At 45.8% G+C, this 24,850-nt stretch carries 21 protein-coding genes; 13 read left to right on the forward strand and 8 right to left on the reverse strand.

Annotated features, from left to right (window positions below; genetic code table 11):
* Positions 1-167: 167 nt before the first annotated feature.
* Together tsf and rpsB are read right to left on the reverse strand one after the other, a co-directional pair.
* Complete coding sequence (tsf, locus tag QUA24_RS12110) at positions 168-827, reverse strand: translation elongation factor Ts (RefSeq protein ID WP_333081940.1); 660 nt, start codon at positions 825-827, stop codon at positions 168-170.
* A 425-nt stretch (positions 828-1,252) separates the two neighbouring features.
* On the reverse strand, positions 1,253-2,083 hold the full coding sequence (gene rpsB, locus QUA24_RS12115) for a 30S ribosomal protein S2 (RefSeq protein WP_172187021.1): 831 nt from the start codon (positions 2,081-2,083) through the stop codon (positions 1,253-1,255).
* A 436-nt stretch (positions 2,084-2,519) separates the two neighbouring features.
* On the opposite strand from rpsB, the gene QUA24_RS12120 reads away from it, so the two are divergent.
* The 5 genes from QUA24_RS12120 (at position 2,520) to QUA24_RS12140 (ending at position 7,571) form a co-directional block, all read left to right on the forward strand.
* Positions 2,520-4,724: a cation:proton antiporter domain-containing protein gene (locus QUA24_RS12120; RefSeq protein ID WP_333229918.1), complete on the forward strand. Its 2,205-nt coding sequence runs from the start codon at positions 2,520-2,522 to the stop codon at positions 4,722-4,724.
* 84 nt (positions 4,725-4,808) lie between these two features.
* A complete protein-coding gene (locus QUA24_RS12125; protein WP_333229920.1) occupies positions 4,809-5,345 on the forward strand; it encodes a hypothetical protein in 537 nt (178 codons plus the stop codon).
* 195 nt (positions 5,346-5,540) lie between these two features.
* Entirely contained in the window at positions 5,541-5,663 is a 123-nt protein-coding gene (locus tag QUA24_RS12130; RefSeq protein ID WP_333213984.1) for a hypothetical protein, read from the forward strand.
* A gap of 105 nt (positions 5,664-5,768) precedes the next feature.
* The gene (locus tag QUA24_RS12135) at positions 5,769-6,395 is read left to right on the forward strand and encodes a DUF3038 domain-containing protein (protein ID WP_333081936.1); all 627 of its coding nucleotides are present in this window, start codon (positions 5,769-5,771) and stop codon (positions 6,393-6,395) included.
* 3 nt (positions 6,396-6,398) lie between these two features.
* Entirely contained in the window at positions 6,399-7,571 is a 1,173-nt protein-coding gene (locus tag QUA24_RS12140; RefSeq protein WP_333229922.1) for a DUF4335 domain-containing protein, read from the forward strand.
* A gap of 171 nt (positions 7,572-7,742) precedes the next feature.
* On the opposite strand, the gene QUA24_RS12145 is transcribed toward QUA24_RS12140, so the two are convergent.
* Together QUA24_RS12145 and QUA24_RS12150 are read right to left on the reverse strand one after the other, a co-directional pair.
* Positions 7,743-9,818, reverse strand: a complete 2,076-nt coding sequence (locus QUA24_RS12145) for an abortive infection protein (protein WP_333229924.1) — start codon at positions 9,816-9,818, stop codon at positions 7,743-7,745.
* 5 nt (positions 9,819-9,823) lie between these two features.
* The gene (locus QUA24_RS12150; protein WP_333229926.1) at positions 9,824-10,495 is read right to left on the reverse strand and encodes a hypothetical protein; all 672 of its coding nucleotides are present in this window, start codon (positions 10,493-10,495) and stop codon (positions 9,824-9,826) included.
* Between the two features lie 240 nt (positions 10,496-10,735).
* On the opposite strand from QUA24_RS12150, the gene QUA24_RS12155 reads away from it, so the two are divergent.
* Positions 10,736-11,671, forward strand: a complete 936-nt coding sequence (locus tag QUA24_RS12155) for an OmpA family protein (protein ID WP_333229928.1) — start codon at positions 10,736-10,738, stop codon at positions 11,669-11,671.
* A gap of 311 nt (positions 11,672-11,982) precedes the next feature.
* Here QUA24_RS12155 and QUA24_RS12160 read toward each other — a convergent pair whose 3' ends face one another.
* Positions 11,983-13,095: an AI-2E family transporter gene (locus QUA24_RS12160; protein ID WP_333229930.1), complete on the reverse strand. Its 1,113-nt coding sequence runs from the start codon at positions 13,093-13,095 to the stop codon at positions 11,983-11,985.
* An 82-nt stretch (positions 13,096-13,177) separates the two neighbouring features.
* On the opposite strand from QUA24_RS12160, the gene QUA24_RS12165 reads away from it, so the two are divergent.
* From QUA24_RS12165 to QUA24_RS12175, 3 genes are all read left to right on the forward strand, one after another.
* The gene (locus QUA24_RS12165; RefSeq protein WP_333229932.1) at positions 13,178-13,552 is read left to right on the forward strand and encodes a type II toxin-antitoxin system RelE/ParE family toxin; all 375 of its coding nucleotides are present in this window, start codon (positions 13,178-13,180) and stop codon (positions 13,550-13,552) included.
* 153 nt (positions 13,553-13,705) lie between these two features.
* Positions 13,706-14,041: a helix-turn-helix transcriptional regulator gene (locus QUA24_RS12170; RefSeq protein WP_333229934.1), complete on the forward strand. Its 336-nt coding sequence runs from the start codon at positions 13,706-13,708 to the stop codon at positions 14,039-14,041.
* Positions 14,042-14,058: 17 nt separating this feature from the next.
* Complete coding sequence (locus tag QUA24_RS12175; protein WP_333229936.1) at positions 14,059-15,009, forward strand: alpha/beta hydrolase; 951 nt, start codon at positions 14,059-14,061, stop codon at positions 15,007-15,009.
* A gap of 91 nt (positions 15,010-15,100) precedes the next feature.
* Here the strand turns inward: QUA24_RS12175 and cysS are convergent, their stop codons facing one another.
* On the reverse strand, positions 15,101-16,630 hold the full coding sequence (gene cysS / locus QUA24_RS12180) for a cysteine--tRNA ligase (RefSeq protein WP_333229938.1): 1,530 nt from the start codon (positions 16,628-16,630) through the stop codon (positions 15,101-15,103).
* A gap of 71 nt (positions 16,631-16,701) precedes the next feature.
* Positions 16,702-16,863 carry a Uma2 family endonuclease gene (locus tag QUA24_RS12185; protein WP_445242610.1) on the reverse strand — a complete coding sequence of 54 codons (162 nt, stop codon included), beginning with the start codon at positions 16,861-16,863 and terminating at the stop codon, positions 16,702-16,704.
* A gap of 336 nt (positions 16,864-17,199) precedes the next feature.
* Here QUA24_RS12185 and QUA24_RS12190 point away from each other — a divergent pair, with 336 nt between their 5' ends.
* From QUA24_RS12190 to QUA24_RS12200, 3 genes are all read left to right on the forward strand, one after another.
* On the forward strand, positions 17,200-18,714 hold the full coding sequence (locus QUA24_RS12190; RefSeq protein WP_333229941.1) for an HlyD family efflux transporter periplasmic adaptor subunit: 1,515 nt from the start codon (positions 17,200-17,202) through the stop codon (positions 18,712-18,714).
* 73 nt (positions 18,715-18,787) lie between these two features.
* Positions 18,788-19,963: an ABC transporter permease gene (locus tag QUA24_RS12195; protein ID WP_333229943.1), complete on the forward strand. Its 1,176-nt coding sequence runs from the start codon at positions 18,788-18,790 to the stop codon at positions 19,961-19,963.
* 52 nt (positions 19,964-20,015) lie between these two features.
* Positions 20,016-21,932 (forward strand): TolC family protein, encoded by a 1,917-nt coding sequence (locus QUA24_RS12200; protein ID WP_333229945.1) that lies wholly within the window; start codon positions 20,016-20,018, stop codon positions 21,930-21,932.
* A gap of 154 nt (positions 21,933-22,086) precedes the next feature.
* Here QUA24_RS12200 and QUA24_RS12205 read toward each other — a convergent pair whose 3' ends face one another.
* Positions 22,087-22,287 carry a hypothetical protein gene (locus QUA24_RS12205; protein WP_333229947.1) on the reverse strand — a complete coding sequence of 67 codons (201 nt, stop codon included), beginning with the start codon at positions 22,285-22,287 and terminating at the stop codon, positions 22,087-22,089.
* Positions 22,288-22,808: 521 nt separating this feature from the next.
* Here QUA24_RS12205 and QUA24_RS12210 point away from each other — a divergent pair.
* Positions 22,809-24,173: a DUF4912 domain-containing protein gene (locus QUA24_RS12210; RefSeq protein ID WP_333229949.1), complete on the forward strand. Its 1,365-nt coding sequence runs from the start codon at positions 22,809-22,811 to the stop codon at positions 24,171-24,173.
* Positions 24,174-24,850 lie beyond the last annotated feature (677 nt).

Genomic DNA, 24,850 nt, shown 5'->3' on the forward strand with positions numbered 1-24,850 from the left:
AAGACTTACGCAAATTTTCACTTTTTACGCTGTCTGTAGTAGTAAGGCTTGCAGGGATCAGCCTACAAATATAGTCTGTCCATAAGTCCTATAAAAATTAAAAATTAAAAATGTAAAAAATTGATTTTTCACATTTTTAATTTTTAATTCTAAATCTTAATTGGGGATTATTGAACACCCATTTGGGCTGCCACTTCATCGGCAAAGTTAGCTTCTACCTTTTCAATGCCTTCGCCCAAGACAAAACGCACGAATCGGCGCACTTGGATATTTTCTCCAATTTGGGCGATCGTTTGTTTCACCAACTCTTCCACCGAGATATTCTGATCTTTAATAAAAGGCTGATCCATCAAAGATAACTCTTTCATGCGCTTCTCAATCCGCCCTAGAACAATCTTTTCTTTGATGTTTTCCGGCTTATTGCCCAAGTCATCTTTGCCCATTTCAATTGCCTTTTCTCTTTCGACAACTTCGGCGGGGATATCTTCAACTTTCACGTATTCCACATTCGGGCAAGCTGCAATTTGCATCGCAATATCCCGCACCAACTTTTGGAATTCTTCGCGGCGTGCCACAAAATCTGTTTCGCAGTTAACTTCCACCAGCACTCCCACGCGGCCGCCCGTGTGAATGTAGCTACCTACAAGTCCTTCTGAGGCAACTCGTCCACCTTTTTTACCTGCCGAAGCCAGACCTTTTTTCCGCAGCCACTCGATGGATGTTTCCATATTGCCTTCGTTTTCAACGAGGGCTTTTTTGCAGTCCATCATGCCCGCGCCAGTTTTTTCGCGCAGTTCTTTAACAAGTTTTGCAGATATGTCCGCCATCTTCTTTAAGTTCCCAATCAAAATTAGTTATTAGTCATTAGTCATCAGTCATTAGTCATCAGTCATTAGTCACTAATTTTAATGTTAATGATTAGACCAAAGTGAAGAAATACCCAGTGGATATTAGTACCGACTTTGTAAGTGTAGCGCCAGAATGAATTCTGACCCTCACACAATGAATGCTTTTGCCAGAGCTCTACTAATGACTTAGACTCGTGCTAAGCAGTCGCCCATTTAAATTGTATATTCAGGGTGGGCGGGACGCCCACCCCACAAGACTTTAATCTTTTTTAACATACAATTTAAATGCAGAGCAGCTTATGTACAATTAAAAATTAAAAATATCCAACTAAAAATAATAATAATTATTTTTAATTTTCAATCTTTAATTTTTAATTTTCTGGTGTCAGATTCCGAGGGCAATACTAGCTCTCGGTTTCTTCGCCCTCGGCTTCAGCGGCGTCGTCGGGATCTACATAATCGGGGTCATCCAATTCTTCGATTTCGACATCATATTCAGCGCCTTCGTAACCACCATCGTAGTCGTAGTCTTCCTCAGAGTCACCGCCCTGCTGACCGTGACGACCTTCGTAGATGGCATCAGCTAACTTGCCGACAATCAGCTTGATCGATCGAATAGCATCGTCATTCGCCGGAATCGCAATGTCAACCAAATCCGGGTCGCAGTTTGTATCCAACAGAGAGACGATCGGAATTCCTAACTTTTGGCATTCCAACACCGCATTATACTCGCGACGTTGGTCTACCAGCACCACTCCGTCGGGAATCTTCCGCATAGATTTAATCCCGCCCAGATATTTCTGGAGTTTTGCCATTTCTCGGCGCAGTACCGAAGCTTCTTTTTTCGGCAGCAAATCGAGGGCGCCGATTTCCTCGCGGCGCTCCAAATCCTTGAGGCGCTCCACGCGGGACTTAATCGTCGTCCAGTTGGTGAGCATTCCCCCCAGCCAGCGCTGGTTGACGTAATAAGCACCGCAGCGTTGAGCTTCTTGGGCTACAATCCCTGCAGCTTGGCGCTTCGTACCCACGAACAAAAACTTTTTGCCTTTTTCTGAGGCAACTCTCATGTACTCGTAGGCGTCTTCCATAAGCTGAGCGGTTTGCACGAGGTCGATGATGTGAACCCCGTTGCGCTCTGTAAAAATGTATGGAGACATTTTAGGGTTCCACCGACGGGTTTGGTGTCCGAAGTGAACCCCTGACTCTAGCATTTGAGCCAAACTGACTACTGGCATTGTATTTTTAACTCCTAATTCGGGTTAATCCTCCACCCGGTCGTATTTCTGAAGGTTTGCGCCCTAGAAACACCCGAAAACCCGGATGTGCGAATTTAAACAACTTTTCTAGTTTATCACAGCGCGCGCTACTTTTTCTGACAATCTCATATCCGTAGGGTTGGCTTCTCACCTCCTGGTGAGATTTAGGGCGCGGGTTGGGTGCGGGGTACGCACGCTGCGGTTAAAGTTACTTGCAAGGGCTTCTTAAAAACAAAAAATCCAGGTACTAAGGTTGCCAAAGCCTTTGTTCGCTTGTGAGACAATGACGTTGTTAGTGCGCCTCTTGTGCCTTCTAACTTCGATCGAGCTGGTATTCATTTTTTTCGATCGCCAATTCAGTCAGCTTTAGTACCCTGCCCTCTCGATCCGCAAAAATCCCAAAGCTAAAAACGTCATGCCCATACCCATTCTCGTTCTGCTTGAAGTTCTAATTGTCATCGCACTTTCGAGACTTGTAGGTTTAGGATTTCGAGCGATAAAACAACCTCAAGTCATTGGAGAAATTGTCGCAGGAATTATGCTTGGGCCTTCTCTATTTGGCTTAGTTGCACCAGATTTAGCAACAGCACTTTTTCCAGCCGAAGCCGTTCCCTTCCTAAACGTGTTGTCTGAGGTGGGGCTGATATTTTTCATGTTCTTGATTGGTTTGGAACTGAATCCCAAGTACCTCAAAAGCAATTTAGATATAGCGATTTTAACTTCCCACGTCAGCATTCTAGTGCCGTTTTCCCTGGGAAGCTTGCTCGCACTGCTGCTGTATCCCATCGTTTCAAATAATAGCGTTTCGTTTACCGCCTTTGCTTTGTTTCTGGGCGCGGCGATGTCAATTACGGCGTTTCCGGTGCTGGCAAGAATTATTACAGAACACAACTTGCAGAATACAAAATTGGGGACGCTGGCCCTAACTTGTGCTGCGGTAGATGACGTAACGGCGTGGTGTTTGTTAGCGGTGGCGATCGCAGTTACTCGTACTAATTCGATGATCGGTGCTTTGCCGACAATTATTGAGTCTTTGATTTACATCGGTTTCATGCTGACTGTAGTCCGCTGGTTCTTGCAGCGGCTTTCCAAACACTACAACCGCACTGGCAGATTAACACAGTTAGTGCTCTCCGGCATTTACATGGGAGTTTTAGCTTCTGCCTTAATTACTGAGTTGATCGGCATTCATTTAATTTTCGGTGCATTTTTGCTGGGTGCTGCTATGCCTAAAAATGCTGGATTAACTAGAGAATTAGCTGAAAAAACCGAAGACTTTGTACTAATATTTCTGCTTCCCATCTTTTTTGCTTATAGCGGATTGCGGACTCAAATCGGCTTGCTTAACAGCCCCGAATTGTGGCTGCTGTGCGCCGCTGTTTTGGGAGTTGCAATTATCGGCAAGTATGTCGGCACTTACGTTGCGGCTAGAGTCTGTGGCATCAGCAACCGCGAAGCTTCAGCCCTGGGATGGCTGATGAATACTCGCGGTTTGACTGAGCTAATTGTGCTGAATATAGGTCTTTCCTTGGGCGTAGTTTCGCCGCTGCTATTTACGATGTTAGTCATCATGGCTTTAGTGACAACTTTTATGACTTCGCCTCTGTTGGAGTGGACTTATCCAAAACGGTTAATTAGATTAGATATTTCCGAAGTAAACTCTGAGGATTCAGAATTAGAAAATTCACAAATGGCTGACAGCAGCGAAGAAACTGCTAACAAATTGCTGCCCACTTATCGAATTTTAGTACCTGTTGCCAATCCCAGCACGCAGAAAGGTTTACTGCGACTAGCGGTAGCGCTGGCGCAGCCTGCTGCTGGTATGGGTGGTGAGGATTTACAGTCGGCGGCGGTTCATCCTCTGAGTTTGATAGAATTAAATGATGACTATGCCTTTGAAAGTACGCCTGCGGAAGCCGATCGCATTATTCAAGAACGTCGCTCGAAATTATCAGAATTGATTGAGAGTTTGGAACTGCCGGAGGCGAGAAAATTCGTACATCCCATCATTCGGGTTACTAATGATGTAGCCAGGGAGACGGCACAAATTGCGGAAATAGATCGCGCGGATTTGATTTTAGTAGGGTGGCACAGACCTACTTTTAGCAGCAACCGTTTGGGAGGACGTGTCGGCCAAATTCTCAGCAACGCTAAGGTGGATGTAGCAATTTTTGTTGACAGAGGTCGGGAAAGGTTGAATAACTTGTTAGTACCTTACGCGGCAAACATTCACGATGATTTGGGGTTAGAGTTGGCGCTGAGACTGTTAGTTAATAGCGAGGAACGCCGTTTGACGGTGCTGCGGGTGGCGGTTGACGGGGAAGCTGAAAACGAGTTGAGTTACGATTTTCAGCGAGTGATGGAGCAGTTACCGGTTGAGGTACGATCGCGAATTGAAACTCCGATTGTGGAGGCTGCTGAGCCAATTCAAGCAGTGGTGGCGGCTTCTGCTAATGCTGATTTGACTATTGCAGGTACGAGTCGGGAGTGGGGAATTGAGCGCCAAACTTTGGGACAGTATACTGATGAATTGGCTGTGCAGTGTCATTCTTCGCTGCTGATTGCGCGGTGCTACGTTAAAGTGCGATCGCACTTGGCATCGGTACTTCCTCAAAGGTAGTCAGTTGACTGTTGACTGTTGGTTATTTGTGAGTTAATACCAATGCCCCCTGCCCAATGCCCGCTGCCCAATTCCCAATGCCCAATGCCCAATTCCCAATTATTAATTACCAAGATTATGAATCATTTAAGCCTGAAATCACTGGCATTTTACGGGATTGCGATCGGCTCAGTTGCACTGCTGTTTAAAGTAGTAACTGCTTATGGGGAAACAAATTTAAAGGCGGCCCCGGCAATTGCGGGAAATTATCGCTTCGATCCTCAAAGTTTGCCCGAATGTCTGAAATCTGATGTTTTGGTATTGACAATCGAGCAATCGGGTGTTTATTTGAGCGGTAATTTGCGATCGGGCAGCAGGGAGGGCAGGGAAAAAACAGCCGAAGAGAAACCTTCTCTATTTGGTAAGTGGGAAACTCAAGGATTGAACTTGTCGGGTGCGGTTCCTAATTTAGCTGGTTGCAGCGACTCCACAGCAACCGGTCAAAACAGTTCTGTTAAAATGCGCGGAATTGTGGAGCAAGAAACCCTCAAGGGAAAAATTAGTCTAACTGATAAGGCGGCGGCTACTGATTTTACGGCTCAAAGAGAAGCGGCGGTGCAACCCCAGAAGAATGAACATTGATTGATTCCAATAGAAAATAAGAAAGGGGAAATGGGTAATTCTTTGTCGCTTTCTGACCGAAAGCATCCAGGATAAAAGCCGCCGGATTCATCCATCCAGAAATAAAAAACCTGTATCCGATGAAACTTGCCCCCCGAATTTATCCGTGCGGTCAATGCTTCAATCTAAAATCTAAAATCTAAAATCTAAAATCGATTGACTCTTCCCTTCACCCTTGGCGAAGCAAGGAATCACAAAGCGGCGGCGGGGGTGGGGGAGTGGGCGATCGAACTCCGGCCGCCGGAGCTCGCCTGTGACGGTCGGTTGCTGCTAAATTAGAAAATATACGTAAAAGTAAATGATAAAAATAAAGTATCCCAGAGAAGTTCTTGGTTGAGAATTTGTCTTGCTCAAGACCCCCCGTGCCCGTATAGTTTGTTTGGAATGGATGTTGCCGTGATATTAATGCCGTCAGAAACTTCGCTTACCCAGTCAAACCCGTTAATTTTAGACAGTTTGCCAGACTTGTCGCCCTCCGATGGGGGATGTCCCCGCCGAGCCAGATTGCAAATTGACTTGATGTTGCTGGCGATCGAAGCCTTGTATCTCGGAGGTGCGGAAGAAATGCTGGCTGTGTCAAAGGACCTGGAATTGGAATCAATTATCAAAAATCGGGTTGCCCTTTGGCTGATGCGTAATACTAACCCGCTGAGACGCTACACGCAGCGCCGCTCCCTTACGATGGTGGAGGCAAAAGCGCTGGTGGCGATCGCCTGCAATATGGCACGCAAGTTAACCGCGACAATTCGGCAGTTGCTGCTAGATTCGCAGCAGTTGCGATCGAAAAATATCCCCCTCAACCAGCACTTGCCGCTGGCCGAGTATTTAGAACGCTTTCGAGCTCACTTTCGATCGCGCATGAACCCCAAGCGATCGCTAGTTGCAGCTTACGATTCCGATGACAAGCTCAACGAACTAGCTTTGAACTTGTTGAGCAAACTGCTATTTTGTACAGGCACAGCCGGAATGCAGCGCTTCTGGGTTAGCCTGTTTGATGGAGAAGTTGAATAAAAAATGACTATTAGGCGTCAGTACAGTCTGCCAAATTGCACCCTGGTTCTAGAAGGGTTGAGCGATGGATCGGCAGCCAGCCAGTTAGATATACGGCCGGTGCTTTCCATATTAATGAGCGCTGAATGCTATGTTACAGGTCTTGGCGAACCCCTAAGCGGGGGACGGGAGTTTTTTGAAAGCTTGGTGAGGGCCGTCAGCAGCTACGCTCAAGAATTTATGAGCGGAGTGCATTATCCCGATCGCTACGGCCCGAATGTGGGTATGGTGCAGTTACACAGAATTGACGGGAATGTTCATCGGTTGACGGTTCTACCCGCCTCCACAGGCAGCGCCACCCACATCGATCAAAAAACAGAACTGTCGGCAAAAGTTGATTTGACGACGGTACAGCTATTTGACTTGGTAGAGGCGATCGATCAGTTTTTTGCCGACACGCAGACACTGCCGGAATTGTCGCTGCAATTAACCCCAATTTCCAGGCGTTATATAAAGTCGGCCGAACCTTTGGCGAAGCGGACTTTACCTGCTGTGGTGGGGGTGTCGAGTTTGGCTTTGGCGGCGATGGCGTTTTTCTTGGTGCCGGTGCCGGAAGTCCAGCGCCAGAGAGATCCGGTGCCGCAGCCCAATCCAGCGGGCCAGAATCAGGGGACGCCGAATCCGGGCGGATCGGGTTCGCCTAATCCCAATCCCACGCCCCCTGCTGACGGTTTGCTGCCTGGGACTCAAACTCCGAATGCTGGATCGAGTTCGACGACTCCGAGCCCCGCGCCGCAGCCGGACGCTTCACCGTTGGCCACACCGCAGTCGAGCACTTCACCGGAAAGCACGCCCAGCCCTGTTGCTGAAGGTTTGGCAAGCCCAGATGTGGCAGCCCTGCCAATTACCGATCCAGGGGAAATTGACCTGTTGAGGGGCAAACTTTCCCAGCAAATTGATGGAGTTGTGAAGGATAAGCCTCCGGTTGATGCGGAGTTGGTTTATCGGGTGAGTGTGGCCCCAGACGGGGCGATTGTCGGTTACAAGCCGGAAAATTCGGCAGCAGTTGATCGATCCGAAACGCCGTTGTCGGAGTTGCTTTACAAACCCATTGGCACAAGGCCCCCTGCGGAACCGCTGGCTGATTTCCGGGTAGTTTTGGCACCAGACGGCAAAGTTCAAGTCACTCCTTGGTAATAGTTGATTGTTGACTGTTAACGGTTAAGTGTTGACTGTTAACGGTTGACTGTTGACTGATACCAAATCCCGATTAAATTCTCCCTCAATCTCTTAGTCTGCGGAGGCAGACTTGGTTTTTATAGTAGCGATTTCAATCGCCGAATCATCTACAACAAATCGATTGCTGATTCAAAGCCCTGTCGGTGCGATCGGCTCAATATCTGGGTCAAATCCTCCGACTTGATTTGTGCGAATTATCCACAAAAATTCTCCTTGTTTTAATAAAACTTTGGCGATTTCATCTTGGGTGCGCCTCGGCAACATTGTTCGGTAACTAATAGCAGCTTTTATCAGGGTTGCTATACCAGCAAAAAAGGTTTTTTTCAGTTCAGAATCAATCCCCGCTAATCTCGAATTTTTTCGCCAATCTGGACGAACAATACCGAGGGGCATTAATACTGTTTCTAAACTTTCTCCTAATGCTACTAACTGGTGAAATCTTTGGGTTTGTGCGTCCGTCGGATGTGTTTTCAACCAGTCTTGAATCTGAGGATTTGACTCTATTTCGGAAGTGATTTTTTTAATTGTCGCGTAAATTGCCTGACTTGAATCTTGGACGCAAGAAGTTGCTGGGGTGACTAAACTTGCACCGGTGCCGTCTCCGCTGCGGTAGCGCGCCATCATGATATCTAGTTGCTGGTTTAATTCGGTTAAAGGCGACAAGGTTATCCCGTCAAAATCGTAGTCGCAACACACGCAGTCTAATTTACAGATGATATCGCAAACCGGGCGATCGCCCAACCAGCCGCGATGCAAGTCTCCCATATAACTTTGCCATTTGCTGGAACCTGCAACAATTCCATCGGGATTATGAGCGTAAACTTGTTTGTATTCTATGTCAAAGCGCAGTTCGCTGGTAAAGCGATCGCGCACCACTTTTGCTATTCCGAAAGCAAAATGTCCGGTGACAATTCCCAGCGGTGGCTGTTCGCCTTTTTTCCCGCCGATACCCCCGAAACTGTGAATCACTATCCCGATATCTCCTTCTTGCCAAGGAGAGATGGAAGCGTTTTCTGTAGCGTCATTCGGGGTTAACAATACTCTTCTTGCTTGCCCTTTTTGGGCTGGTGTATTTTCCCAATTTTTACTGTTTAAATAAGCGAGAGATTTTTTCAGCCCTAAATGTGTTTCATCCGGTGTTAATTGGGCAATTTTGCGGGGTTCGATTGCCTGCACTACAAATATACTGTCTTCGTCTCTTTCGCCGTAAATGTACCAGCCGTCTGGATTTAAGGGCGATTGTTCGATCAGGTGATTGGTAAACCTCGCTACGCCATTTTTGTCTGGCTGTACTTGTGGAATCCGAATAATTTCGGCGGCGCCGTCAAATTGTTGAGATGTTTTGTTGAAATGCCGGACAATAAATTTGTCGCTGTCGGGTTTTTTTCGCTGTAAAATTGATACTAAGGCGCAGAAACGTCCGATAATTTGTACTGGCTCGCGATCGATCGTGAGTTCCTGGCGATCGCTGCTGCTATAATTAATCGCAATCACCGGCCTGCGTAGCATCACAGTCACGCTGTCTTCAACTCTGCTACCTGCTAGAGTTTCTAAAGGGCCGACATTTCGCCAGCCGTTCAATCTCTCTGGATGGATATTGCCAGATTTTTGACTTTTTTTAGTTTCTTGTGTGAAGTTTATATCTTGACTGACTGCGTGGACAAAAAACTGTACTTCGCGATTTGTACTCCATTTCAAAAATGCTGTTTTGCCAATGAAATCTTTATATTTTTTGGGGGCATTTATTACTTCAAAAAAAACCGTACCGTAAGGCTGGCGCTGTTCGTTTAAGGGCAAAATTAACCGCCCGTGCCAAAGGGCTATCGGCTTGTAAAGATAGGCAACTGATGCTGAATTTTCGCAGATTATCTCCGGCTCAAAATTTATTGAAATATCGCTTTTTTCTCCAAAAATAGTAGCAGTTAAATTTCCGTCACTTTCTACAAATCTGGGTTCTAAAAAAACCTTTTCAGGTTGTGAAAAGTTAGCGGTTAAATGACCAGTTGTTTTTATGGACGAGCGTCTAAAGAGGTGAGATTTCTCGAACTTTGCTTGCAACCAATTTAGGAAAATGCGAATAAAAATAAACGCTGTTAAACCAAAAACAACAGCTAAAATAATCAGCCCCAAGGTCAAAATGAATTGGTTGAAAGACTGACCTGATACTAAAAAAAATGTTGGCCAGATCAAAGAAAGTGCCGCCATAATATCTAAAAACGAGTTTTAGGTTCGATCCAGTCTGTGCTGGCTTGACTGCCGAAAACTAGGGGTTTGTCCTCGGTGACAGATACCGTTTGCCCTGTCATATCCACTGCACACAGAGGCCAAGATCGATCGCCCAAATTGCCGGCGCGGAACAGAACTTTTCCGGGACAAACTTGACTCCAACCCAACAATACAGCATGAGTGTAAAGACTGCGAGCGGGAGCAACGGTATAAGTGTAGTTATCATTTTTGTCCCAAATGACACCGTAGTCGGACATATCGGAAGAGTTGAAAAGTGCTTCAAATTCGCGGGCGAGAATGCGGGAACCGTCTTGGTTCCAAGAAACAGGCACTAAAATGGCGATCGTCCCGGACATATCTGTATCATCGCTAGCATACATCCCACTTTCGGCTAGTGGCGAAGCAGCCGCCACTGTTTGCAGTTCCCCGGTTTTGAGATTTTCCACAAACATGACGCTGCTAACCCGACACCGGGAGAATTCCGGCTGTACTTGCAACTCAATTCGACTGTAAGCTGCGTATTGGCCGTTAGTTGATACTAGGGATGGACTGCGATAGTAGCGGAGGCCTGTGCCGGCAGTGGAGCTCACTTTAGCATGAGTGGCACTAATCCATTCCCAAGGAACGGGATAAGGGCTATTTAAAGGGTCAGTCATCGGTTTTTTTTCCAAAAGTTTTACTGAATTATCCAACAGATTCAGGCTTGCAGGCAACGGATTAGACACCCGGTTTCTGCCTTGATGCTTCGCCACCAAACCCCAGATTTATAGAAACCGGGTTGATTTTTTAGATTTTAGATTGGAGGATAAATCTCAAATCTTAAATCTCAAATTTCAAATCGGATAGGTAAGATAGTATCGAAATTAATCTGGTATGTACACTGAGAGGGATGAAATATGACGCGATCTTTTAACCAAAAACCTTCAATCCCCCCCACTCGCGTCTCCAAGTCGCCGGGAAAAGGTTTGCTTGTACTGTCGCTGATTTTTCGACTGCTGCTGCTGGGGGTGGGCAGCGGTTTTGCGTGGGTTTTGGGGATGGCGATCGCTCAAATTTATCCGTCAGGCGCGACGGAAATGCCGGTGGCAGAGAGATTGCTGCGTGTAACTCAAAATTTGACCTCCAGCCCGAAACGCGCCCCAGCAACGCCAATTCCGGCGCTTCCGCCACCAACCGCTACACCAACTCCCCAGTCAAAAGTTAGTCCTGCCCAGAGAGAGAAATTGCAGTCGGATTTGAGACAGTTGCAGGGCGAACTCAACGCGCTGATTGGTCGGACGGCGGCTTTGGAGAGTCAGTTGGGCAGCAGCCGCCCGACGGAAACTTTGGAAAAGCGTTTGCAGTTGATGTCGCGGGAATTGGCGTCGCCGGAAGCGGCGGCAACTCTTGCCCCTGCTTTACCGGCGATCGGCAGCAGCCCCAGTCTGAACCCTGAAACGGTGAATACTGCGCCACAGAATGCCAATAATCCGGTGTTTGGGGGGGATGGGCTGATGGTGACTCTGCCCAGCGATGTTTTGTTTGATACTGGCAGCATTTCTTTGCGCGCGGGAACTAATGCGATTTTGGACAATTTGGTGGCGGAGTTGGGCAATCATGAGGGGGCAACTGTGCGGGTTGCGGGCCACACTGACGACGCGGGGGAAGCGGCGGACAATCGCAATGTGTCGTTTGCGCGGGCTCAGGCTGTGGTGCAGTATTTGTCTGGTGTACTCGGTCAGAAGTATCATTGGGTGGCGATCGGCTATGGGGAAAGTCGTCCTTCGGTAGACAATAGTTCGGATACTAATCGGCAGCGCAACCGTCGCATTGAAGTGGCAATTAGTCCTTAGTTTTTAGTCATCAGTCTTCAGTCACCAGTCATTAGACTTATTGCATAAATATTTTGAGTGAGAGGGTAACAGCAGAGGCAACGCAGAGACATTTCAAGATTGTTTGGGAAGGCTAAAATGCAAGTATAGTCTTTAGTTAATAGTGCGAGCTTAATATCTCGCGAAAAGAACACTCGCGAGATATTAAGCTCGCACTGCACTTTCAAGCATATTATGCTGATGCCAACAGAAACGATATAAATTAAATATTTCAATTCCCCTCTCTCTATTGCCCCATTTCCCAATCTCCCATGTTCCCATCTTCACCGCTATCACGCCGAAGGTGTAAGAGGTGGCAACTCAGAATTATTTTTAGCCTGATCTATTGCCTCTCGATGTTCGCTCCTAAGTTTGGGTTTTAAATACAAGTTTTCAATCAAAGCAGCCACTCCCGCAAACCAAGGTGGCACAATTACCGCTCCAATAATTCCTAATACTTGAACGCCTCCCAATACAGACAGCAATTGATATAAAGGATGCACCCCAACAGATGAGCCAACTAGCAACGGATCGAGTACGTAAGTCTCTAAATTTTGGATGATTACAAATAACAGTAATACCCACAAAAGCACCCAGCCACCTTTAGCTAATGCTACGATTAATGCTGGTACTGCTCCCAACACTGGGCCGATGAAGGGAATCAGGTTGGTAACACCTGCGATCGCACCCAAGCCTAAAGCAAATTCCGGCATTCCCAAAATGCTCAAACCTGTGGTAATAAATATCCCTAAAATGCCTGAAACTAACACTCGCCCGCGAATATAACTCCCCATTCTTTGACCGATTGGCGCGGCTTGTGCAGCTAATCTTGTATCCCAAGGTTTAGGGAAAAATTGCACCAAACTTTTGATTAATGTGTCGCTGTCGGCAACCATGTAACCTGAAATAAATAATGCTAAAACTAAGCTGAAGAAACCGCCGAGAATGCCTCTCGTTAAACTGTACGATCGCAAAACCAGTTGTTGGCTCGATCGAATCAGCCAATTAGTCAGCGATTGAGTGTCCACCAACTGACCCATCAGGGTTGGGGCATCGTCGGTGAGGCGACTCAATACATTAGTTGCCACAGTTCGCAAACTTTCGACATAAACTGGTAGCTGCCGCAGCAGTAACTCTATTTGTTCGATGACCGTGGGCCCGATTAACACTACCGTCCCGCTAAATCCGCCGATGAGAGTTAAATAAACCATAATCACCGCCAGCCAGCGGGGAGTCCGCATGGTTTCTGCCCAATTAACGATCGGGACGATCGAAGCAGCCAGGACAACTGATATCATTAGAATTACTAGCAGGCTCCGCAATTGCCACAGCAACACTAGGAGTAAGGACGATGCTACAATTAGCAGCAAGTTAGGTAAAGAAATGGTAATCCGCTGTTCTGACATGATTAAGTAATTATATTTTTGGCGCTCGTCTTACCCTTGATGTTATAATAATTTTTATAATATAAACAATATAATTAAAAATATGAATTCGCTATTAAAACCCGTTGAATGGATCGGCAGTTCCCGCGACGACTTGCGCGAGTTTCCCGAAGATGTCCAGCAAATCATGGGTTTCGCCTTGTACCGCGCTCAATTGGGTAAAAAGCATCCTGATGCTAAACCACTCAAAGGATTTAAAGGTGCTGGTGTTCTAGAAATTGTTGATAATTTTGATGGAGACACTTACAGAGCGGTCTACACGGTGAAGTTTGAAGGAATAGTCTATGTTCTCCATGCTTTTCAAAAGAAATCCAAGCAGGGAATTTCTACCCCCAAGCAAGATATAGAGCTGATTGAAGCTCGGCTTAAGCGTGCCCAAGAACATTATCAAACATCAGAGCTGTTTAATTCTCAGTAGGGTCAATCCCCCGTGTTTGACGCGATACCTGAAGCGCCTAGTGGATCGGGCAGGGTCTGCACGGGAGACGCCCCCTACAAAATCCCGATTTTCCTGAGAATGAAACAGCCCTGTATAAAACATATTTAGAACAGAAAGACTTGGAGGAATAAAATGGCTGAAGAAATGAAAGTGCATTCAAGCAGTGGGAATGTCTTTGCTGACTTAGGGCTCCCCAATCCTGATGAACTATTGATTAAGGCAGAACTAGCTCATCAAATCAGTGAGTTAATCTCCGAACGCCAATTAAGCCAGACTGAAGCAGAAAAGCTCTTAGGAATCGATCAACCCAAAATATCAGCATTGATGCGCGGTAAATTATCCGAGTTCTCTACAGAACGCCTATTTCGTTTTCTCAACGCACTTGGCAGCAATGTAGAGATTCGTATTGCTCACTCGCAACCAAATGTTCAAGCTCAAACTCGCATTGTCGTAGCGCCTAGTATATGATCCGTTAAAACATTAATATGCAACCACAATATTCCACCCAAAATTTCTCCCCGATTTCGTATATAAAATCACCCACGCTGTTTTACGAATGGCAAAATTATCGCTGTGCTTATGAATTTTATAACCCAACTACTGCGACAGAAGATAGCATCCCTTTGTTATTAATTCATCCGATAGGAGTTGGTTTGTCAAGAATCTTTTGGAATAGATTTTGTGAGAGTTGGTACAAAGCAGGGAACAGTAATCCGATTTATAATCCCGACCTTTTGGGCTGCGGTGATTGCGAAATGCCGGCGGTGGCTTGCTATCCAGACGATTGGGCGGCGCAGTTGCAGTATTTCTTGGAAACTGTAGTCAAAAAACCTGCGATCGTCCTCGTACAAGGTGCTTTACTATGTGTAGCCTTGGCTTTAGCAAAAAGGCAGCAGGAAAGCGGCTCAAATTTAATTAGCGGGTTAGTCCTAGCGGGGCCTCCAGCTTGGGCAGTGATGAACAAACATTCGACAGAAAGACAGCAAAGAATTGTCTGGAATTTGTTAGATTCTCCCTTGGGAAACGCTTTTTATCGCTACGCCAGACGCGCTGAATTTTTGCGTTCTTTTTCTGTGAAACAACTGTTTGGCGATGCGGCAAAAGTTGACAGTGAATGGTTGGATGCTTTGCAGGCTGGGGCGGCAAATCCTGACAGCCGACACGCGGTTTTCTCTTTTTTAGCGGGGTTTTGGCGCCAGGATTATAGTAGTACGATTCAAAAGTTCGATCGCCCCGCACTCATTGTGATGGGAGAAAAAGCCTCAAGCATCAGTCAAGCGGGTAAGGAAGAGAAACCGGATGAAAGATTAGCGCAATATTTGGCTAACTTTTCCAATGCGGAAGGTTTATTAATGCCGGGGCGCAATGTTTTGCCCTACGAATCAACCCCAGAATTTGTCGCGGCTGTTGCGGAGTTTGTGAATGAGAGTTTTTAACCGCAGATATCAGCAGATGAACACAGATGGACGCGGATGGAATTTCATCTGCGTTCATCGGCGTTCATCTGCGGTTAAAAAACTCTAAATTTCAACTCCGGTGCCAGATGGTTGTACCATCTTTTTGATCGATCAAAGTAATGCCCCGATCCTTAAGTTCGTTGCGAATGCGATCGCCCTCAGCAAAATCCCTCGCTTTCCGGGCATCTTTCCGCTGCTGAATCATCGCCTCAATCTCCGCATCACTCAAACCGTCAACAGCATCATTGCTATCACTTTCCGGCTGAACTTCTAAACCCAAAACCCCCGCCAAACTCACCAAAGTTACCCATTTTTGCTGCAACAAATCCGGTGAAGTTTCTGTTTTTCCCTGATGCACTAAAACATTGCCTTCTTTAGCCAATTCCTTAGCCAATTCAAACAAAACCGTCACAGCACCGGGAGTATTGAAATCATTGTCCATCGCTGATTGGAATTCCTCCACAGCTTTGCTATACTGTCCAGTTTTCTCAACGTCCCAACTCAGTTGAGAACCGTATCGAAGGCCAAACAGCAAACCTTCATTGATGGTATTCCAGCCATTTCGAGCGCTAGCGATCGCCTCTTCGGTAAAATCAATTTGACTGCGGTACTGCGCCATCAACACAAACAGCCTCACCGCCATCGGATCCACCGCTTTTGACTTCTCGCTTCCTTCATTCTTACTCCCCCCCTGACCAAGGGGGGGGTTAGATTCCCAATCCCCCGACCAATTCCCCTCCAACAAATCACGAATTGTAATAAAATTATGCAAAGATTTCGACATCTTTTTGCCATTGACAGTCACAAAAGCATTGTGCATCCAATAATTAGCAAGTGACTTGCCCGTCGCGGCTTCAGATTGAGCAATTTCATTCTCATGGTGGGGGAAAGTTAAATCGGAACCGCCGCAGTGAATGTCAATAGTTTCGCCCAAGCAATCGCGCACCATCGCCGAACATTCGATGTGCCATCCGGGGCGACCTTTTCCCCAAGATGAATCCCAAGCAGGTTCACCGGGTTTAGCGCTTTTCCACAGGGCAAAATCCGAGGAATCTTGCTTTTTTTGAGCTTCTATTTCTGCGGTTTCCAATCTACCGCTAGCCCCGGCTTGCATTTCTTCCAACTTGCGGCCGGAAAGTTTTCCGTAATCGGCAAACTGCCTCACCTTGTAGTAAACGTCGCCGCCAGAAGCATAGGCATAACCTTTATTTTCTAATTCGTGAATCAGCCGTTTAATGCCGTCCATTGTATGGGTGGCGCGGGGATATTCATCGGCCCTGAGAATATTCAGCTTGTCCATATCTGCAAAATATTCATCGATGAAGCGTTCAGCCACGGCTTCCATTGTTGAATTTGTTTCGCGGGCGCGGTTGAGAATTTTGTCGTCAATATCTGTAAAATTCTGCACGTAGCGCACATCGTATCCCCGCCACATCAAATAGCGGCGCACCATGTCCCAAACAATGTAAGCGCGGGCGTGGCCGACGTGGCAGTAATCGTATACCGTAACGCCGCAGCAGTACATCCGCACCTTTGCTGATTCGAGGGGTTCAAAAGGTGATTCGCGACGGGTCAAGCTGTTGTAAAGCGTTAGGGGCATGGGATTTGAGATTTGAAATTAATGTACTGCTCTAATTTATTATATTGCTGTTGGCGAATCTTTCGGTGTCATTACCAAACATCTGTTAAATCTAAGACACATCCCGGTAACACATCTTCCCCCGACACAGTGCTGGGATTATCTAATATTTCCACATCCTGATTTTGTCTGTATATCTCGACTTTCTTATTTTTGCGATCGGTTAACCATCCCAAAATAGCTCCATTTGCGATATATAGCGGTTCTCAAGAAAGTGAAATACACGAGCTAGTTCGATGCCCCATGCTTTTAGACCCGATGCCCAATCCCCAAGAGCACCTCATGTTACTGAGAAAGGCTATATTCCCGCATTTTTTATTGCAATGGTTCCAGGTTGTCAGACTTAGAACGCAATACAGATTCATAAGAAATAGCGACTTTAGAAGGGAAGAGAGAAAGTAGTATGTCAACAGATGCTAGAATATGTCAGCCCCAAAGTTGCCATTTTTTTATCCAAACAGTAACCAAAACGGTTAAAGGGCGATCGCGCACGCTTAACAGTTATTTACAGTTTGTAGGGGGAGTTGACAGTGAAATATAAAGAAAACAATAGTTTCAAAACAGGAGTCAAATGGCTACTGTGGTCGAGTTTTCTCACTCTAGCCATCGGCGGCGGCTTATTTGCCTACGGGTTATATCAAAATCGACCTCCAGAACCTATAGGAGTGCGCTTGATCCCCGTCAAACTTGGCGATATTGAAGATACGATTAATGAAAGCGGCACTATTGAATTGGCTGGTCAACAAACTCTTAAATCTCCCGTTGATGCTACTGTTGATGAAGTGCTAGTGAAAATGGGGCAAAATATCATATCTGGTCAGAACTTAATCACTCTTCGTAACCCCCAAAAACAAACAATTCTCAGCAAGCAAGAGTTGGCGATTCAAAAAGAAAAACTCACTCTAGAAAGCTTACGCCAAAAACTTGTCGTAGCCCAGGAAACGCTCAGTACCGCCCAAGGGAGAGTTCAAAATTATAAATCCGGGCAAAATAACGATTTATTAGAAATTAAAAAACAGGAAATTGCCTTAGCAAATAATCGCAAAAGAGTTGTTGACGCTGAGGTGGTTTTGGCTGCTGCTGAGCGGAAACTTGCCGAGCAAAAAGCCTTATTTGAAAGAGGTTATATTCCGCGCAATGACGTGCGATCCCAAGAAGACGAAGTTCGCAATGCTAAAGTCAGTTTACGAAACGCACAGTCTCAAATCAACACCGATCTGCTCGAACTCAAAAGTCGGCAAATTCAGCGACAAGATAAAGAGCAAGAACTTCAGCAACAAGTGATCGCTGCTCAGTCAGGAGTGCGACAAGCTCAGTTAGATGTTGCTACAAATAGCCCCAATCTCCAAAGCTCTCTGCTTGAGTACCGAGAAAAAGAACAGGAACTAAAAAACAATGTGGTGACTGCATCTATTGATGGCAAGGTACTTAATATTCAAGTTAAAAATGGCGACGGAGTGCTGCGGGGAACAGAGCTTTTGACATTAGGCGACCCTTCACAAGAACTGGTAAAACTACAGCTTTCTACGCTAAATGCTGCTAAAGTTAGACCCAAGCAGCCCGCCCGTATCAGCATTATTGGCCCCAATCCTAAGCAGTTTTCAGGAAGAGTAGAAAGCTTGTATATTCTTGCTAAAAGTGGTGATAGTAAAGGAAATGACGACTCTAATCAAGGCAGTCAACCAACGGTTCCTGCAACGGTAAGACTCGATGCTCCAACCCGGACTTTGATTCCAGGGAGTCAAGTGAATGTGGAGATAATTTTGCAGCAGCGCCAGAAGGTAGTAGTTTTAGATACAGAGGTAATTGTGCGATCAGACTCTAAGCCTTTTGTGTGGATTCGGGACAGTCAAGGCAAAGCCCAGAAACGGTCAGTTACATTAGGTTTAGAAGGATTAACACAGGTAGAAATAAGTTCGGGCTTGCGGCTAGGTGACAGTGTTGTGATACCCCCTCCTGAACCTTCCTTAGAGCCAGGAACTCCTATTCAGGAAGAAAAAACAACTAAAAAGAAAGAAAAAACAGAGGGTGACGATCTGGAATAAAAATTAAAGAGTAGGATCACATTAGCTAATTTTATTAATGTACGAAATGTTGATTTTTAATTTTTAATTACTTATGAGCCTTTCTCTTGTAGACCTCCTCCGCCTTACTTGTATTTCCCTAAGTGGCAATCTTTTGCGATCTGCCCTAACTACAGTTGGAGTTTTCATGGGTGTAGCTGCGGTCAGCGCAACCCTTCAAGTTGGTAGTATTAGCCGAGCTGTAATTACTAAACAATTAGCTGAACGAGAAGCGCCTCAAGTTAAAATCTTTATGTGGGATGGCTTAGGTTTGAAGTTAGAAGATATGGAATTTTTGCGGCAGCGGCTGAAAGGAATTCAGGCGATTAGCGCATCAAATGGGTTCTATTTCGAGAGCGGCAAAGTTGTATTTCAGGCTGAAGAAGCAGAACCAGAGATGATTGCCGTTTCTCAGGACTATTTGCTGACATCGGGGCGGCAGTTAATGGGGGGACGGTTTTTTTCGCCTACTGATTTTGCTGACTATCGACCAGTAGTGGTAATCGATGAATTGCTAGCCACAAAACTTTTTAAAGGTGACGCGGAACCTGTAGGTAAACGGATTTATGCTGCTCGCAGACCTTACATTATTGTCGGCGTGATGGAGAGCAAGCAAGATTCTTTTGGCAAACCAACAGGTGAAATGTTGGTGTCGATGTCGGTTTACAAGGCTATAAAAGGGAGCCAGAGAATTAACTCAATTTCGGTGCGCCCTTACAATCTCAAAGATATTAAAGGGGTGGAAAAGCGGGCAAAAAAGGTTTTGAAGCAGCGCTTTCCCCAGGCAGAGCTTTATGTTGGGAACAATGTTAAGAAAATTTTGGAGCAGCAGGAAACTCTGGAACTCGCCTCACGGGGACTATTGGCAGTGGGGGTAATTTCGCTATTGGTGGGAGGTGTTGGTATTGCTAATATTACGATCGCGGCGGTGATGGAACGTACCCCCGAAATTGGTTTGAGACGTGCGATCGGGGCTACTCAGAGAGATATAATGTTGCAGTTTATTCTAGAAGCAGTAATTCTGAGTTTAGCGGGGGGAATTGCTGCTATTGTGACGGTACACGGGTTAACGGTGGTGGTAGCGGATGTTTTTAAGTTGCCTTATAAATTTGACAGCAACACAGCAGCTTTGGCTCTAGGATCGGCATTAGCGGTGGGTGTAGGAGCGGGATTTTTCCCGGCTCTGCGAGCTAGTCAACTCGATCCTGTTAAAGCGCTGCGTCAAGGGTAGTCATCCCGTAGGAAATCGCCATAAAATTACTTGCAGGAATAACTGAGTTAGCATGACTGAGCAACCGCACGAAGATTATCTCCCAAATAGCGATTCCCCTGCTCGCTACGATATTCCTTGGATATTTCGTTTTAGCCTCGTTCTGCTTGCAACCTGTGGGCTATTGACGATAGTTGCTGTTGCTTTTAAGTCTAGTTCAACCGTCAAAACTGATGTTAGCTCTAAATCGTCGATCGCGCGCAAAATTTTGCCAGTTCCCACTGAAAAATATCTCCCACACATCCAAAATTTACCGCAAAATCAGGCGCTCATTAAACCCCCAAATCAGAGAGAAAGGCTAACTACAAACCAGAGAATAGTTATTCCTCAATTTCCCGACGAAAATCCAACAAGTAAAATCAAACACTCACCCATTCCCCATTCCCCATCCCCAATTTCCAATGCCCAAGTATTAACAACTTCTACTCATCAAAAAAAAACTGTCCAACCAGAATCAATAGTAATTTCTGAAGCTCCACTAAATCCAGAAATAACAGCAGAACCAATACCTGAAAATAGCCAAAATCCAACTATTCAACAGCAATCTATAGCGGATGAATTAGGGGTTGAACTGACATTACCAGAAGTTGTGTTTTTAGGCTTAGAAAACAACAGAGATATCAAAAATAAATACCTAGAACGCATCGCCCAAAAACAAGATTTATCCGTAGCAGAAGGCTTATTTGTCCCTATTTTTACACCGAAACTTTCCGTGTCATCAATTCGTTGGAGGAATGGGGGAAGAGTCGCCACTACTGGCGAAGTCGATTTATCTGCTCAGGTGAGTGTCAAAATTCCCACAGGAGGGAATATAAGTTTTGTTTGGAGTAGTGAACAAGGACAAGATGCGAATGGTTTTGGCATTAATAGTAAAGGTTCTTTAAGTCAAAATCTAACGTTAAATTTTACCCAACCTCTGTTAAGGGGAGCTGGAGTTGCTGTCAACCGAGCACCAATTGAGATTGCTCGCCTGAGTGAAAAAAGAAATATTATGAGTTTGAAATCGAAGCTGATTGAGATAATTACTGAAGTAATTATAACCTATAGAGAGTTGATTAAGGCTCAGGAACAAGTTAAAATTTCACAAAGTTCTCTGGAAATTGCCCGTCAAGAATTGCAGACTAATCAGGTTTTGATTGAGGCAGGAAGGCTAGCAAGAGTTGATATTTTTACAAGTGAAAAAGCTGTGGCAGATCGGGAAGTGACAGTATTAGCTAGTGAGGAGCAACTGAAGAAGGCAAGATTAGCACTGCTGCAAGTTCTAGACCTCGATCGCAATCTTAATATAACAGCAAGAGAATCTGCTGCTGTAAAGATTAACCCTCTGGATTTCGATAATATTTTACCATTAGCTCTGTCAAATAGTCCTGATTATTTACAAGTACAGCTCGACCGGGAAATCGCTAAATATAACTTGCTCGTAGCGGAAAATAATCGAAAATGGAAATTGGATGTAAATGCAAGTATTAATAATAATAATGCTACTAATCTTTCAGACAGCAGCTCGGATTTGAGAGCGGGACTGGTTTTGACTCGCGAATTTGGAAATAGAGGAATTGAGCGAGATTTTCAGAATAGTCGTGTTAAGCTATTACAAGCTGAGAATATGTTAAAGGAGTCCAATCAAAAACTGGAAGTTGAGGTCAGAAATGCAATTCGAGATATAAATTTGAATCTTAAGCAAGTAGAACTAGCTCAAAGGTCAAGGGAGTTAGCGCAAAAGCAATTAGAAATAGAGCAAGACAAGAGAAGATTGGGAGTGGGAACTTCTCGGAGTATCGATATTGTGACTTTTCAGAAGGATTTAATAGAGGCTAGAAATGCAGAACTTAATGCGAGGATTGCCTATTTTAATGCTTTGACAAATCTTGATAAAATAATAGGTACTACTTTGGAGACTTGGCAGGTGAGGATTGAAAATGAACAATGATGTTAATTAGTTGTTATCGGATTGAATGAGACTTGTCAGTAATTCCCACCAGCCTCCATCGGATCGGGATCCGTAGAATCAGCCGTCAAGCAGATAGGTACAAGGCTAAACATTCCATTCTTCACAGTAGAAATCTGAAAGTGTTTCTCAAATGTTACAACTGCGTTGTGCCTACTTGAATGGTTGATTTGCAGTCTAATATTTTTGCAAAATCGGGATGCTCCCGCGAAGCCTTCTTGTTAGAAGGATTATATAGAAAGTCTTCCACTTTGTCATATTCGCAAAGACATATCCATTCTAAACGATCGCCCCCACCCTCCAAACCCATCAACAGCCCTCTATCCCAATTTGTCATCAAATCCTGACATTTGCTTCAACACCGATCCCCTAAACCTCATCAATGTCAAGATTCCCTGACATATTGATCCCCAAAATCCCGAAAATGCGTATAAGTACCCAGGATTGAGGCAAAAGACCCCTTGACCCGATCGCAACTTGTCTGCAACATTAAGTCATGACAAAGCGATCCCAAAGAAATGCTTCGATTAAGCAGCATTGGGAGTCGAAATAGCGCGTGTGCTGCCAGCACAGCGTTGCTAGCAGCACCGATCGCACTCACAAAATCGATCTTGTCAATCAAGAATCGACAGATAAAGCTTTATTTAGATCGAACGGTGCGCGCAGAAGCCAATAAGTCCAAACCCCCGATCGCATGGGGACAAGACAAGCTAAAAACAAGCAAGGCTTCAAAGGTTGGAGAGATTTGGAAGCTCGATAATATGTAGATTTAAAAGAGTTTCTAACTCAAAAAATCAACACATTTGTGTTGCAAGAAAAAATCTAACCCGCCATCCCAAATTAGTGGAGAACAAACTCATGGCAAAAGAACGCCCACCATTAGAAGAGATGACTTTGCGACAACTCCGCAGAGTTGCTAGCGAATGTGGAGTCTCTCGCTACAGCCGGATGCGGAAATCGCAACTTCTGGCATCAATTCAAGAAATTCAACGCACCAAATTTTCCTACAGCCCATCTCGCAAACTAGAGGCACAAGAAGCAGTGGAAGCAGCAAAGTTTGAACTAGGTCAAGAAGATAGAACAGGCGGTTCTTTGTCGTCTGTAGATGAAGGTTTAGCAGATTTGCCCAACGGCTACGGCGAAAGCCGGGTGGTGTTAATGCCCCGCGACCCAGAATGGGCCTACACTTACTGGGACATTCCCAACGATCGCAAAGAAGAATTGCGTCGCCAAGGAGGACAGCAACTCGCCCTGCGGATCTACGACGTTACAGATGTTAACCTCGACATTCAAAGCCCGCACAGCATTCAAGAATATCCCTGCGACGAACTGGCGCGGGAATGGTACGTGCCAATCCCCGTGAGCGATCGGGACTACGCGATCGACATCGGCTACCGCTGTGCAGATGGCCGCTGGCTGGTATTAGCTCGATCGGCAGAAGTCCGCGTTCCTCCCGTCTATCCCAGCGACTGGATTGAAGACCAATTCATCACCCTCGATTGGGAAGAAGAATTGCAGGGTAAAACCTTCGCGGAACTGGTTCCTCCGGCCAAGAAACTCGCACAAGCAGTCAATGGTGGTGGTTACAGCACCAGCAACGCCATCTACGAACAAATCTTCGGCATGGCAGAATCTGCCGAATCCCTGCGCGTAGCCGGTTCTATTTTCGGTTCCATGCAGCACGTCGCCGGTTCCGTCCAGCAAGTCGGCATCCACGAACAAGCTCTCAGTTCCTATGTATTCCCCTCCGGCGTCGGAATGTGGGCGGCTCCCACCATGTCTGGCCTCACCGCGTCGGGTATCGGTATGTCCGGCCTCACCGCGTCGGGTGTCGGTATGTCCGGCCTCACCATGTCGGGTGTCGGTATGTCCGGCCTCACCATGTCCGGTTTCGGTATGTCCGGTGTTGGTATGTCGGGAGTTGGCTTCGCGGCCCCGATGCGCCCCCGCCAGTTCTGGTTAGTTGCTGATGCCGAACTGATCGTTTACGGCGCCACCGAACCCGACGCTACCGTCTACGTAGGCGGACAGCCGATTAAACTCAATCCGGACGGCACTTTCCGCTTCCAGATGTCCTTCCAAGACGGCTTAATCGACTATCCGATTTTTGCAGTAGCCGCAGATGGCGAACAAAACCGCGCCATCCACTTGAAATTCAACCGCGAAACCCCAGAACGGCGCACCAATACCAAGGAAGATGCTGTTGTAGAATGGTTGGGCTAATCGCTCGCGGTCGATCGAGAAACAGGCAAGAGTGCAGGTTTGTGCCAATTTTTTAACCATCACAAGGCATAGCCTCAGCCGATCGTGATTTGTTAAGGTTAATCCCAGACAACAACCCATAACACCCCCTATACACCGTTCTCCTATTTTGAGGAGCGGTGTTTTTTGTATTTAGAAGGAAGAAGGAAGTTCGGCAGCGGATTCTGTAACGGATATAACGGATCCACGGAAGGAGGAAGAAGGAATAGGGAATAAGCTATTACGCATTTAAATTGGAAATTCAGGACAGGCTAGAAGCCCGTCCCACAAAATTTTTATTGATTTTTGACACACAATTTAAATGTTGAACAGCTTAGGGAAGAAGGAATAGGCAAGAAGTTGCAATCAACCGTTTATGTTTGTGCGATTAAGAACCTCCTAATCATCTTGGCGGTTGCTATACAAAAGCCGGTTGCTGGGTGTCAAAAGTGTGTAATACAAAATCCGGCTTTAATATCCCGTTGATTCTTTAGTCTCAAGTGAGAGGGACGAAAATTTGACTCTTGAGCTGTTTCAACCGCCGACTTTTATCAAGTCAGACAATTCTCTCAATATCTATCTGTAGATAGATGTTTACTTAAATCCCCTTGTAGCTACTTAAATCAAAATTTGCACTCTTCACTCAAGCATTATTAAGT

This window comes from Microcoleus sp. Pol12B5 (assembly GCF_036701335.1).
Lineage (GTDB): Bacteria > Cyanobacteriota > Cyanobacteriia > Cyanobacteriales > Microcoleaceae > Microcoleus.

Coding starts and splice junctions, on each gene's coding strand:
- QUA24_RS12140 (WP_333229922.1), top strand. CDS start 6,399: ATGACTATTAGGCGTCAGTACAGTCTGCCAAATTGCACCCTGGTTCTA.
- QUA24_RS12120 (WP_333229918.1), top strand. CDS start 2,520: ATGCCCATACCCATTCTCGTTCTGCTTGAAGTTCTAATTGTCATCGCA.
- QUA24_RS12165 (WP_333229932.1), top strand. CDS start 13,178: ATGAATTCGCTATTAAAACCCGTTGAATGGATCGGCAGTTCCCGCGAC.
- QUA24_RS12135 (WP_333081936.1), top strand. CDS start 5,769: ATGGATGTTGCCGTGATATTAATGCCGTCAGAAACTTCGCTTACCCAG.
- QUA24_RS12125 (WP_333229920.1), top strand. CDS start 4,809: ATGCCCAATTCCCAATTATTAATTACCAAGATTATGAATCATTTAAGC.
- QUA24_RS12170 (WP_333229934.1), top strand. CDS start 13,706: ATGGCTGAAGAAATGAAAGTGCATTCAAGCAGTGGGAATGTCTTTGCT.
- QUA24_RS12150 (WP_333229926.1), bottom strand. CDS start 10,495: ATGACTGACCCTTTAAATAGCCCTTATCCCGTTCCTTGGGAATGGATT.
- QUA24_RS12200 (WP_333229945.1), top strand. CDS start 20,016: ATGACTGAGCAACCGCACGAAGATTATCTCCCAAATAGCGATTCCCCT.
- QUA24_RS12205 (WP_333229947.1), bottom strand. CDS start 22,287: ATGACAAATTGGGATAGAGGGCTGTTGATGGGTTTGGAGGGTGGGGGC.
- tsf (WP_333081940.1), bottom strand. CDS start 827: ATGGCGGACATATCTGCAAAACTTGTTAAAGAACTGCGCGAAAAAACT.
- QUA24_RS12175 (WP_333229936.1), top strand. CDS start 14,059: ATGCAACCACAATATTCCACCCAAAATTTCTCCCCGATTTCGTATATA.
- QUA24_RS12155 (WP_333229928.1), top strand. CDS start 10,736: ATGACGCGATCTTTTAACCAAAAACCTTCAATCCCCCCCACTCGCGTC.
- QUA24_RS12145 (WP_333229924.1), bottom strand. CDS start 9,818: ATGGCGGCACTTTCTTTGATCTGGCCAACATTTTTTTTAGTATCAGGT.
- QUA24_RS12210 (WP_333229949.1), top strand. CDS start 22,809: ATGGCAAAAGAACGCCCACCATTAGAAGAGATGACTTTGCGACAACTC.
- rpsB (WP_172187021.1), bottom strand. CDS start 2,083: ATGCCAGTAGTCAGTTTGGCTCAAATGCTAGAGTCAGGGGTTCACTTC.
- QUA24_RS12195 (WP_333229943.1), top strand. CDS start 18,788: ATGAGCCTTTCTCTTGTAGACCTCCTCCGCCTTACTTGTATTTCCCTA.
- cysS (WP_333229938.1), bottom strand. CDS start 16,630: ATGCCCCTAACGCTTTACAACAGCTTGACCCGTCGCGAATCACCTTTT.
- QUA24_RS12160 (WP_333229930.1), bottom strand. CDS start 13,095: ATGTCAGAACAGCGGATTACCATTTCTTTACCTAACTTGCTGCTAATT.